The sequence below is a fragment of the Pedobacter sp. PACM 27299 genome (assembly GCF_001412655.1).
Taxonomy (GTDB): domain Bacteria; phylum Bacteroidota; class Bacteroidia; order Sphingobacteriales; family Sphingobacteriaceae; genus Pedobacter.
In genome coordinates, this window is record NZ_CP012996.1 from 657,493 (window position 1) to 671,860 (window position 14,368).

Annotated in this window: 3 protein-coding genes; all 3 read left to right on the forward strand. The window is 44.4% G+C overall.

From position 1 onward, the window contains the following. Positions 1-228: 228 nt before the first annotated feature. The 3 genes from AQ505_RS02780 to AQ505_RS02790 are packed head-to-tail and all read left to right on the forward strand — an operon-like array spanning position 229 to position 14,203. On the forward strand, positions 229-11,175 hold the full coding sequence (locus tag AQ505_RS02780) for an Ig-like domain-containing protein (RefSeq protein WP_062546773.1): 10,947 nt from the start codon (positions 229-231) through the stop codon (positions 11,173-11,175). A 17-nt stretch (positions 11,176-11,192) separates the two neighbouring features. Beyond that, a complete protein-coding gene (locus AQ505_RS02785) occupies positions 11,193-12,188 on the forward strand; it encodes a PorP/SprF family type IX secretion system membrane protein (RefSeq protein WP_062546774.1) in 996 nt (331 codons plus the stop codon). A gap of 11 nt (positions 12,189-12,199) precedes the next feature. Further along, positions 12,200-14,203 carry an OmpA family protein gene (locus AQ505_RS02790; protein WP_062546775.1) on the forward strand — a complete coding sequence of 668 codons (2,004 nt, stop codon included), beginning with the start codon at positions 12,200-12,202 and terminating at the stop codon, positions 14,201-14,203. Positions 14,204-14,368: the final 165 nt, after the last annotated feature.

Below are 14,368 nucleotides of genomic sequence, written 5' to 3' on the forward strand. Positions count from 1 at the left end.
ATCAAGTAAAAACTGAATAAATATCCTTGTTGACGTATAAATATCTGCTGATTAGGTTTTTATACCTGTTTTTGTACAGGTTGAGAAAAATTGTCCACAGCAAAATGAACAAAATGAATAAGAAAATCATTTTGTTTTACTTAAATGAACAATTCGAACAGATCTAACGAGCGTGCGTATGATTAAAATTGCACTAAAGTAAAATTTAATCGTCCCAATTCCGCTCCTATGAAATCTACATCTACCCATTCGGGAAAGCTTAGAAACTTAAAGGTAATAAAATTTATTCTTATAGGTTGTATCTTTCTAACGCTAAATAATTTTAAAACGTATGCACAGGTAAAAAATTATGCAACGGTAACTCCTTCGACTGGTGCGTTTACCTATCCCGTAATTTTAACAGGTGAGGGGCCTGCTGTAGTTGATGCAACAGGAGGCTCCGTCGATGACCCTGGAAATGCAGCAACAGGAGGAACCGGGACATCCGCAACGATGAATGCGAATTTTATCTCTATCTTGGGCGTGTTGGGTTCTAATGGAGAATCCTGGTTGCAATTGAAATTCCCGCAGCCGGTAGGAGCAGGAAAAACAACTTATATCCGTTTTGACGCACCTACCATTACTAAGGGGGTTCATCTTGATTTACTGCAGATTGTAGGGAATTTGACAGGTTTGATTAAAAATAACCTGGTGAAATTTGAAGCTTATAAAGATGCCAATGCTGGCTCGATTGGAACGCTTGTAACGGATGCTAATCTTCAGGCTGGAGTAGTTCAGGATGCTAATGGTTTTACTTATTTCGCAGTAACTTCCTCTTCAGCATACAATTCGATACGCATCAAATTGAGCCTGAAGTCAAAATTACTCAGCCTTTCAGTAGCCTCAACACTGAGTATGAAGGTGTATGATGCCTTTACAATTTCACCCGCTGCTGGAGGAAATTGTTCAACAGCGGTGCTGGCAAGTACTGGCGAATCAACAGGAGTAAATGTAACCTTATCTTCATTAATAACCAACCCTGCACTTGCTGCAGATAATAACATCAATACTTTTTCTATACTTAAAGCAGGTTTAGTTGGTGTTGGATCAACAACAGCCCAATCCATATACTTTAATCAATCTTCTGATGCAAATGCAGTAGCTAAAATCTGGCTCTCTGTTCCACCAAGCTTATTGACCGTAAATTTATTCAATGGGATCCAATTCCAGGCCTATAATGGAAATACGCCAGTTGGATCTCAAGTTGCTGCCAGCTCTCTTCTTGGAGGACTGGACTTATTAGGACTTTTTGCAAACACAAAACCTATTCCCGTTTATTTTACTCCTGGTGGATCCTTTGACCGCATCCAGGTGATTATGAGCAACGTAGTTGCGCTTGGATCAAACATTGTAGGCGGCGGACTGAATATACATGAAGTAGAAGTAACGGTGCCAAAGCCATCTCTAGCTGGTGTAACTAATGGCGCCTTAGCGGGGGTCTGCGGAAATACAGTGAATCTAGGTATTACTTCCCCAGCAAGTGGTACCACTTATACCTGGTATCGTAAAAGCGGATCTTCGAAAGTCTCGCGTGGAACGAGCACAAATGGAACTTTTACAGAACAACTAACTAACCCTGGAACTTACACATACTACGTGTCTGCGCTAAAAACAGGATGTACGGCAGAGTCAGACTTGGATAGTGCAACGGTTACCCTAACAGCGATTCCGGTTTTACCAATAGTAACCGCAAACCCAATATGTTCCGGATCACCTGGAATTTTTACGGTAACTAATGCTGAAGCTGGTGTGGTTTACAACTGGTATACTGGTAATACAGGTGGAGTTCCGGTATTTTCCGGCAGCACTTACACCACCGGTCCTTTGTTGGCTAATGCTACTTTCTACGTGGAAGGAGCAAACGGCAGCTGTTTAAGTCCAAGCCGAACGCCAGTTACCCTTACGGTAAATGCAATTCCTGCAGATGCACAGGTGATCACCAACAATGTGATCATCAGCAGCGGGCAAACAGCAACCTTAAACGCGATTCCAACTACCGCAGGTAGTACGATAAGCTGGTACACTGCCTCATCAGGTGGCGCGGCTATCGCAACAGGAAATACCTTCACAACTCCGGCACTAACTACGCCAACCACTTACTATGCCGGAACGATCAGTGACGGTGGCTGCCCAAGTGTAAATCGTGTCGCCATATCGGTCACTATTGCCCCGGTAGGCACAGGATTGAATTGTAAAACAGCAAATGCGCAAACGAATGGCGTGGAAGGATTACTTTGTGTTGGATGTGCAATCGTGGATCCAACGTTTGCAGTTGACAATATCCCAACCAATTTTAGCTCGATACATGCGCCGGTTAGTTTGCTTGCTGCAGCTTATCAGCGACTGATTTTCCCTGCTGCGGGTATTGCTACGGATAGCATCCGCTTAACATTGGCAGTTCCAGGCGGACTGGCAGATGTTTCCCTACTTGGGGGAATTACTATAAATGTCATGAATGGCAATACTGTGGTCAGTCCTTATCAGATTAACTCTGGATTGGTACACTTGCAATTATTACAGGATGGTCAGACCGTTAAAGTAACCGTACCTGCAGGAGGAGTTTATGATAGAGTAGAACTGAGGCTTTCCGGAGTGGTACAAGCACTTACTACACTGAATGTGTACGGTGCAGAAGTGATCTATCCGAATCCAGTGATCAGTGCCGGAACAACAGTTTGTTCAGGAACAGGAACAAACTTAACCGCCACAGCTGTAGCTGGTACTACACTGAGCTGGTATGCAAACGCAACAGGAGGAACAGCACTGGCTACTGGAAATACTTATTCGCCGACAAATTTAACTGCTACCACTACTTATTATGTGGAAGTAGCCAGAGGCGGCTGTGTCAACACAGACCGTGTAGCGGTTGTTGTAACGGTGAATCCGGCAATCGTATTTGCAGCGACGACCTTAAACAATGCAACCATAGGTTCTTCTTATACTAAGCAGCTAAATGCGGCCACTGGTGGAACACCAGCCTTTACTTATACGCTGGCTTCTGGTAGTACGCTGCCTACTGGATTGAGCTTGTCCAGCACAGGTGTGATTTCAGGAATACCATCTGCATCCACCGCTCCAGCTGATTTTGCTTTCTCTGTGATCGCGAAAGATAGCAAAGGATGTGTGGCAACTGCAGCTTATACCTTCAAACTAACTCCGGCATTAGCTTTGCCAGCAGCAACACTACCTAATGGAGTGGTCAGCGTAATTTATCCAAACCAACCGCTGCCAGTAGTCACTGGTGGAACAGGTCCATATACTTATGTAGTCACTGGCACGCCTCCGGGAGTAACTTTCAATAATGACAATACCAACCCTGGCATTTCAGGTACCCCAACACTTGCCGGTACTTATACGGTAAAAGTGACGGCCACGGATGCCAATGGAAATAGCATCAGCCAGAACTATACCCTGATCGTGAAAGACCTGTTGGTATTGCCTCCAGCAACATTAGCCAATGGTACAGTAGGTGTCAATTATCCAGCGCAAACCATTCCGGCTGCTATCGGCGGAACTTCACCTTATACTTATGCGGCTACAGGAACGCCTCCAGGATTAACATTTAATACCAGTACCCGTGAAATTTCCGGAATCCCAGCAACTGCAGGTACTTATACCGTGCAGGTTACAGCGACCGATCTCGAAGGAAAAACGGTAAGTAATAATTATCCGCTAACTATCGGCCCTGCATTGGTACTTCCCCCAGCTACTTTGGCTGATGGTAATGTAGGGATAGCTTATACACCTCAAACTATTCCTTCTGCGATTGGTGGAACATCACCTTATACTTATACTATCGCTAACCTGCCATTAAACCTGACTTTCGATCCCATCACAAGGGTAATCTCAGGAACACCTGCACAATCCGGTGCTTACAGCGTCATTGTAACGGTAAAAGATCAGACGGGAGCTACGGCAAGCAATACTTATGCTTTAAGAATTATCGGTGCTTTATCTCTGCCATCTGCAGCTTTGGCTGATGGTACAGTAGGCACAGCTTATCCACCAGTAGTGCTGCCTTCAGTAACTGGCGGAACAGGACCTTATACTTATACCTCGGCAAATGTGCCAACGGGATTGAGTTTCGATCCAGCAACAAACACGTTGTCGGGAACACCAGCAATTGGCGGAACATTTACTTTCCAGATCACTGCAAAAGATGCAGCCAATAATAGCACCACTACAGATTTTGTGATTAAAGTAAAAGTAGGAGATCCTACAGTAGCAGCTGCCAGCACCTGCGCTGGATCAACGGCTACACTTAGCGTCACGAATGTACTTTCAGGCGTAACCTATAACTGGTACGCCGCAACAGGAAGCACCTCGATCTTTACCGGCAATTCCTTTACGACACCAGCATTAACTGCCAACACTACTTATTATGTAGAAGCAGTTTCTGGTACAGCAGTAAGTAACCGCATCCCAGTTGCCGTAACAGTAAGACCTGCAGCAACTTTAGCTGTAGTGACTGGAAACCAAATCATCAGTGCCGGACAAACAGCTACCTTACAAGCCACTGCAGATGCAGGAAATACCATCAGCTGGTTCAGCAATTCAACTGGCGGTGTGGCATTAGCCACAGGAAATAGCTTTACTACACCAATATTAAATACCACCACCACTTATTATATTGAAACTCAAAATACTGCTGGTTGCGTAAGCGCCACCAGAGTTCCGGTAACTGTTACCGTAACCGGCCTGCCAACTAACACCAATTGTAACGCGGCAACAGGTCAGCAAACTGCAATTGATGGGGTTTGTTTATTGTGTGGTATTACAGACGCGGGTGCTTCCACAGATGCAGACCCAGCCACATTCACGTCTATTCGTTTAACGGTTGGTGTTGGTGCAACTGGTTATCAGCGCTTAATCTTTGCGAATCCTGGAGTGGCAACCGACAGTATCCGTCTGGATCTTGGCTTCCCTGTAGGACTAGCTGATTTAAGTGTGCTGAGTGGCGCAACTGTGACCGTTTTCAACGGCACTACATCAGTGAAAAGCTATCCTTTAAATTCTACGCTCATCCACCTTTCTCTGTTAAGCCCATCAAGGCTGACCGCTACATTTGCAGCCACTGGTGTTTATGATAGGGTAGAGATTCGTTTCGGCGCATTGGTTTCTGCATTAAGTACGCTTAATGTGTATGGTGCCACCGTGATCTATCCAAACCCAACAGTAGCAAGTACAGGTCAGACGACCTGTGCAGGAAATACCACTACTTTAACTGCAACAGCAAATGGAGGGACTACCTTAAAATGGTATGCTACCGCAAACAGCGGTACGGTATTGGCAACAGGGCCTAGCTTTACTACTCCGGTTTTAAATGCAACCACTACCTATTATGTAGAAGTAAGTAAAAATAATTGTGCCAATACGGAGCGTATACCGGTTACAGTAACCATTACACCCGCACCCTCAGCACCAGTATTGGCCAGCGTATCAGCAGTATGCTATGGTAGTACTGCGAGCCTGACCGTAAATAATGCAACACCAGGATTAAATTACAACTGGTACACTTTGGCAGCAGGAGGTACTGCTGTATTCACAGGTGCAACATTTGTAACACCTGCTTTATTAGCCAATACTACTTATTATGTAGAAGCTGCCAGTCCGGGATGCGGCGTGTCTACCCGTACTGCGGTACCGGTAACGGTGAACCCAATAGTAGCATTACCACAGGTGACTGCTTCTGCAACTACGGTGAATGCCGGACAAACAGTGATTTTAAACATCAGTCCAGTCGCAGCGGATGTGACCTATAACTGGTTTACAGACGCGGCTTCAACAACTCCAGTGTATACTGGCTCTACTTTTGTAACGCCGCCACTATTGGTGAATACCACTTATTTTGTAGAGGCAAAATCAAACCTGACCGGTTGTCTTTCTTCAAGCCGTGTTCAGGTCACTATCACTGTAAACAATGGAGGTAACCCAAATCCAGTGCCTTGTCAGGCTGCAGTTTCGGAAACACATGGTGTAGACGGAGTAGCCTTACTTTCAGGAGTGTTTAACCCTGAACTTGCATTTGATAATGATACCCAAACCGGATCCTCATTATTGATGCCAGTAGGAGCATTGGGAGCTTCAGTTTATCAGCGCCTTAATTTTGGCAGCATCTCCACTGTAGGCGATACTGTTAAGGTTCTATTAAATACACCAGGTAAATTATTATCACTTGGTTTATTGTCAAATATTCAGATTGGAACCTATAACGGAGCCAACAGTAATAACGATGGAGTTCAAATCAATAATCAACTGGTGAACCTGCAGCTATTGAGCAACAATACACAGGCCTTGCTGACTTTTGTGCCAAAAGTACCTTTTGATCAGGTAGAAGTTCGCTTGAATTCTGGTCTCGCGGGTGTATTGTCAAGTGTGAACTTAAACTATGCACAGAGAGTGATGCTGGCGCCAACATTGACGGTTGCCAATCCAACCGCATGTGCCAATCAGGCGGTTACTTTAACAGTACTGAATCCAAATCCAGGCCTGATCTATACCTGGTATGATGCCACAGGTGCAACGGTACTTTCGACAGGACCAACGTTTAGCCCAACAGTAACCGCAAACACGATTTTCTACGTGTCGGCGAATGCGGGAACCTGCGCCAGCTATAAAACAAAAGTTTCCGTAACGGTAACGCCAATTCCTGATGTGCCAACCTTGGTGAATGCCAATGTTGAAACCTGTTCAGGAAGTGATGTGGTACTTACTGTAAAAGACCCAATGCTTGGCGTAACTTACAGATGGTACGACAGCAATAATATACTTCAGGCAGGCAAAGATGGGACTACATTTACCATTCAGAATGTAACTGCCAATACCTCCTATTCAGTAGAAGCTTTCATCAGCTCTTGCGGAATCAGTTCTGCCGCTAAAGCAACAGCTTCGATTACTGTAGGTAACTTAAGTAATCCAGTATTGCTGCCAGCATCAGTAACGGTAAGCTCTGGTGCTCCTGCAATATTGACAGCAACGTCAAGTACTGCCGGTGCAGTATTTAAATGGTACACTTCAAATGTGGAACCAGTTCCATTCTTTACTGGTGCAGTATTACAGGTTCCAGGAGTAGTAAATCCTGGTCCGGGTAACCTCGTGACTACCTATTATGTGACTGCAGAAATCCCAGGCGGATGTGTTTCTCCTACCAGATCTACAGCTACAGTTACCGTACTTCCTGCTGGCCTGCCAGTAGATGCACCTTGCGAATATGCTTCCGTTCAAGTAGCTGGAGGTGTAGACGGTGTGGGTGTATTAGCAGGTCTGTTTAATCCAGAAAAAGCAGTTGACAATTCCGCAACTACCGCTTCTTCACTAGTGATGCCAGTAGGCGTTCTAGGTGCCTCAGTTTATCAGACAGTTGGATTCACTAGCCTGTCGAATATCGGAGATACCGTTCGTGTACGTGTGACTGTCCCAGGTAAACTACTGGATGTAGGCTTGCTGTCTTCTATTGAATTGACAACTTATAACAACTTAGTAAGTAATGGCGACATAATTACGGTAAGTAATCCTTTAGTTAAACTTGATCTGTTAACGAATAATAGCGAAGGAATCCTTTCTTTCGTACCTGCAAAACAATTTGATGCAGTAGAATTGAGGTTGAGATCAGGACTGGCATCAGTGCTAAGTACTGTCGATCTGAACTATGTACAGCGCGTACAAATTGCACCAAAAGTATCAAGCACAACAGCTTCCGCTTGTGTGGGAACCGGTGCTGTGCTGAGCGTGCTGAACCCTAATGCTGGTTATACTTATAAATGGTATATCGGAACAGCAGCAACAGCCGCTGCAACAGGTCCTACTTATACGACCGCAAATAACCTTGCCCTAGGTAGCTACGATTATTATGTAACTGCTACACGCAACAATTGTGAAAGTGCAAAAACTAAAGTAACGGTGACGATACTGGCTGCACCAGATGCACCGGTAGCAGTGGCAGGAAATCCATTAACTACTTGTCCAAATCAACCAGCTGTCCTGGCCGTAACTGGAGTAGCAGGTGTGACTTACAACTGGTATGATGCTTTAACAGGTGGAAATGTACTGGCTTCAAATACCAGTACCTACACTACTGCTGCAAACCTGACTTTGGGTGCTCATGATTTCTTCGTAGAAGCAGTCAATGGCAATTCATGTGTGAGCACATTGGCGAGAACAAAAATCACCATTACGGTGAATCCTTTAGCTACACCAGCAGACATTACTGTAACAGGTGCTGACCTTCCTTTCTGTGGCACGACAAAAGCAACACTAACGGCAAGCACCGGTGCAGCGGTAATCAATCCTAAATTCGCCTGGTATACTGATGCGGCATTGACACAATTGGTATCCAGCAATGCAGTTTACGAACCTACCATTACTGCCAGCACGACTTTCTTTGTAACGGTGTTTGGAGATAACCTGTGTTTGGGTAACGCGGCAAGTGCGAAAGTAGTTAGCATTGTAGTGAATATACCTGCAACTGCAAATGACATTACCGTAACCGGAAATGAAGCTTCATTCTGCGCAGGAGCGAAAGCCAGTTTAAAAGCAGCAAGCACCATCAGCAACGCTACATTTGTATGGTATAGTGATGAAAACTTGACGACTGAGGTTTTCAGAGGACCAGTATATGAGCCAATAGTTACCGTAAGCACTACTTTCTATGTGAGTGTGAGCGGCGACAATAAATGTCCAAACCTTCCTGGAACAGGTAAAGCAGTCGCAATCACTGTCAATACTCCTGCAATTGCAAACGACATCACCGTAACCGGTGCAGATGCCGCTTTCTGTGCAGGTACAAAAGCAAGCTTAAGAGCGAGCAGCGTTGGTATTGATAATCCGACTTACATTTGGTATGCCAATGAAGGTTTAACGCAAGAGGTATTCAGAGGTTCATTATACGAGCCAATAGTAACCGCAAACACTACTTATTATGTAGTGGTTAGCGGAACGAATAAATGTCCAAACAATGTTGGAAATGCAAAAGTAGTCACCATTACCATGAATACACCTGCAACAGCAGGAGATATCATGCTGGATGGGAACAATAACAATTACTGTAAAGGATCTAAAGCAACCTTAAAGGCGAGCAGCACTACTGTGAACACTCCGGTGTTTACCTGGTACAACGATGTAGACCTGACGGATGTTGCTTTCAGCGGTCCGGTGTTTGAACCAGTATTGAATGCCACTACTACGTATTATGTCACTGTAAGCGGTGCCAATAGATGTGAAAATGTTAGAGGAACTGCGAAGGTAATCACCGTAGTGGTGAATCCGCCAGCCACAGCAACCGACATCAATATTGCAGGTAACAGCGCACCATTCTGTGTGGGCACCAAAGCATTATTAACAGCGGGCAGCGACAATGTGGACAGTCCGATATTTACCTGGTATAGCAACCCTGAACTGACAATTATAGCTTCAACAGGTCCGGTATTCGAACCTGTAGTAAACACCACTACCACTTATTATGTAACGGTAGCAGGTACCAACAAATGTCAGAATACCATGGGCAATGCCAGAATTGTAACGCTGGTTGTAAACCCACCAGCGACAGCTGCAGACCTTATCGTTTCAGGTGCAGAGACCGCTGTTTGTGAAGGGACATCGGTGAAATTAAATGCATCGAGTACCACGGTAAGTAGCCCGGTATTTACCTGGTATACCGATATCAATTTAACAAACGCGGTCTTTACAGGCCCAGAATTAGAAAAGGTGTTTACCGCCAGCACTACTTATTATGTGACCGTAAAAGGGGCCAATAAATGTGAAAACCTTCCTGGTACCGCTAAGATGGTTACAGTAACCGTAAACGCATTGCCAGAAGTACCGGTGATTGTAAATGCTGCAGGAGGCGGTGTGTGTGCAGGCGATGGAACTACCTTAAGTGTACAAACGCCAAGATCAGGCACGACTTACGAATGGTATGATGCTGCATCTGGAGGTACTTTACTAGGCAGCGGTTCCACTTTCTCAACAGGTTCACTATTAATGACTAAAGATTTCTACCTGCTGGCCACCAATACTTCCGGTTGCGGTCTGGTAAGCGGAAGAGTTAAAGTAACCGTAAATGTCAATGTGAAACCGACTGTGCCTTCTGTAGTATCGGCCGCAGTAAATGCATGTTCAGGTACTTCCACAGTATTAACGATAGCGAATCCGGTAAATGGAGTTACCTACAATTGGTACAACACTGCAGCTGGTGGGTCAATCCTGGGAACGGGTGTTAACTTTAACACCGGACCAGTCTTAAGTACCACTACTTTCTATGCAGAAGCCGCAACAGCTACTTGTACCAGTGCCAGCAGAACGGCAGTAGTCGTATCGGCAACTGCATTACCAGCCGCACCAGTATCAGTTTCGGGCAATACCGATCCATTCTGCAGCGGAAATACAAGTGTACTGACAGTGAACAATCCTGATCCAAGCCTGACTTACCAATGGTTTAGTGCAGAAGTTGGCGGTGCTCCTCTGGCAGAAGGCAATAGCTTTACTACACCAGCCCTGGCAGCCACCACTACTTACTATGTAGGCAGTAAAAATACAATTACCGGATGTATCAGCAGCAGCCGTACCGCGATAGTGGTGACCATCCTGCCTAAATTGACCGCTCCGGTAGTCGTAGTTCAGTCGGCTACAGCAACAAGCGTGACCTTCGGATGGGCCGCAGTAACAGGGGCAAGAGCTTATGAAGTGTCTGTTGATAATGGCAATACCTGGCAGTCACCAAGTTCAGGAACACCCGGAACCACACACACCATCGAAGGCTTGAAACCAGATCAGCAAGTAACGATCAGAGTAAGAGCAACAGGACAGCTGGCTTGTCAGCTAAGTGATGCCGCTGCTCTAAGTGGAAAAGCAGAAAATCCAATCGGCAACCAGGTGTTTATACCAAATACATTCACACCAAATAACGACGGTAAAAATGATATACTGTTTGTCTACGGAAATACAATTGCTAAAATGAAACTGCGCGTGTACAACCAATGGGGTCAGTTCCTTTTCGAGTCCAACAACATTCAGAATGGATGGGATGGTACTTACAAAGGCCAGTTACAGCCGAATGGAGTATATGTCTACCAGTTTGAAGCCGAGTTGAATGACGGTACTAAAACAACTAAAAAAGGAACAATAACCCTATTGAGATAATTAAAAACACATTTGTAATGAAGAACCTAATTAGAATTATTATAGTAAGCGCGTTTTTAAGTTTGGGAACAGAAAGGGTTATCGCACAGATAGACCCACACTTCTCACAGTATTATGCCAACCCCTTATGGCTAAACCCAGCCCTAACGGGGGTAACTGATGGAGATTATAGAGTATCTATCAACGCAAAGCAACAGTGGGGGACGATTTCTAATTCGTTTTTAACCGGGGGCGCGTCATTTGATATGGCCCCCGTTAAAAATCTAGCGTTCGGAGCCATGGTTTTAAATCAGAGTGCCGGTGATATCGGCTACAACTACCTGAACGCCCTGGTGTCTGCCGCTTATCGGATTCACTTCGGACAAACCGGATTGAATATGATCAACTTCGGAGTGCAGGCAGGGATTCTCAACAAAAGTTTTGATGCCTCCAAAATCACGCTGGGAAGTCAGTTTAACCCCGTTACCGGTTACGATCCCAACTTTGGTATCAATGAAAACTACTCGGCCACCAATTCACTCGTTCCCGATGTGAATGTAGGGTTGATGTATTTCGATGGAAATCCAGACCAGACGGTCAACGTATTTGGTGGTGCCACAGCAGCACACATCCTCCGACCTAACGATAAGTTTTTAGGCGCAGATGTCAAAATGCCCATCCGTTATGCCGCGCATGGCGGAGCAAGGGTAAGGGTAACCGATATGTTAGACATTACACCCAATGCTTTGTACATGAGACAAGGGAATGCCAGAGAAACTTCCTTCGGTGCCTATGCCAAGGTTATGTTAAATACAGAAGCCGACCTGATGTTTGGTACAAACTACAGGGTAGATGATGCAGCAATTGCCTTCTTCGGACTGAACATTAAAAATATGGTATTTGGATTAAGTTATGATTTCAATACTTCAAGCCTAAACAAGGCCACCCGAAGCCAGGGTGGATTGGAATTGTCTGTCTCCTTTACCAGAAGAAAAGGAATTATTGGCCCTAACTTCTTTTGCCCAAGATTATAACCCTACCTATCATGAAACTTAGAATATTACTCGTTTTTATGTTGCTGGCCAGTATGGCTTCTGCTCAGTTTGTAACCAATAGTAAAAGGGTTGCAGATGTATATTATCAGAATAAAGAATATTATGCTGCTGCCGAATATTATAAAAAAGCACTGCAGATCTCTTCCGATTCCGCTGGCTTTGTCGTTCCTTATGGCTTTGTCAGCAAGCTTCAGCCAGACAACCCGAAAAAAGAAGATTATGAATACTGTGTCTATCAATTGGCGGAATCTTTGAGACAGTACAAGAACTTTAGAGATGCCGAAAAGTGGTATGAAATTGCCGTAGGCTTCAATAACCCTAAATTCAATCTTGCGAACTTCTGGTATGGCGTTACCTTAAGAGCCAACCAGAATTATGATCAGGCCATTACCGCTTTCCAGACTTTTCAAAATAAATATAAAAAGCAGGATGAATATCAGGAACGTGCGAAAATAGGGATCGCTTCCTGCCAGTTTGCCCTTTTTGAAGTTAGCCATCCAAGACTGTACAGCCTCAGCAGATTGAACAACGAGATCAACCAGAAAGGGTCAAATTATGCCCCTTTAATGAGAGGCAGTATTTTATATTTTACTTCCTCCAGACCTACAGATACTAAAAGCAAAAGTATCATCCTTTCAGATGATAAAAGCAATGCAAAGGTGACCAGGAAAGAAAGCCCTTACATCAATGCGATTTATGAAACTGCTGGCAACCCATTGAATGAAAAGATCACGATCAGCAAAATTCCAAGTACCCTGAAAGGAAAAGATGTGGCGGCACCAGCCTTTCTCCCAAATGGGAGAACAATGTTCATGACTGTGTGGACTGCCAAAGACAACAGAAAAATTTACCAGAGTACACGTAATTCCTCTACAGAAAGTTCAGCATGGTCTGAGCCGGTTGAACTGGGTGGAAATGTAAATATCAATGGCTTCAATTCCATGCAGCCCTTCGTAAGCAGAAATGGAAAATACCTGATCTTTTCTTCAGATCGCCCTGGTGGAATAGGAAAATATGATTTATGGTATTGTGCGATTCGTCCGGACGGATCCCTTGGTCAGGCCGTTAATATGGGGAATACCATCAACACTGCCGGTGATGAAGAAGCACCCTACTACAATGTGAGAACGAAGAAATTACTCTATAGCAGTAATGGAAAAGTAGGATTGGGTGGCTTCGATTTTTATGAAAGTGAAGGTGATTTCGACAGCTGGTCGGATCCGCGTAACCTCGGCTATCCTTTCAACTCTTCCAAAGATGATCTTTACTTTACGCCTGTAGATGGTGATGATGTGGAAGGTTACATCAGTTCCGATAGGGAGTCTTTGTGCTGCCTGGAGCTCTTTTACCTGAAACGTGAATTCCTGAATGTAAGAGGCCAGATCATCGATTGCGAAACAAAAAAACCATTGGAAAATGTCATCGTAACGGTATCAGATTCCCTGCAGGAATTTAAGTTTACCACTGGTTCGGATGGCAAATACAATTTTAAACTGAATACCAATCGCCAGCTGCAGATTACCGCAGAAAAAACAAAATATTTCACTAAGAAGCTGCATTATAACTATGATCAGCTTGCCCAAAAAGACACATTGATTACTGAGGAAATTTGTCTGATCCCGAATGATGTACCGATTCGTTTAAAGAATGTGCTGTATGAATTTAATAAAGCCGAGCTGACGGAGGCCTCCAAAGCAGAACTGGAAATCGTATACAATGTGATGATGGATAATCCATTAGTAGCAATCGAATTGAGTGCCCATACCGATACAATAGGCTCCCAGGTTTATAACCTTGACCTCAGCAATAGAAGGGCTAAATCATGTGTCGATTACCTGGTCAGCAGAGGAATTCCCGCAAGCCGTATGGTCAGCAAAGGTTATGGGTCGACCATGCCAGTTGCGCCGAATTTCCTGAAAAATGGAAAAGATAATCCTGCCGGAAGAGCACTCAACAGACGTACGGAATTTAAAGCCATTAAAAACAAAGAGTAATAAGATAAACATAGATTCCCGGTTTAACCCCCGATTGGTAAAACCCGTTTTAAAGCGGATATATCAATCGGGGGTTTTACTTTGATTTCATGGTAACTCATTGCTAAATGCTCCTCAATTACAAGATAAATTTTACTGATAATGAATACTATCCTGATTTCTATA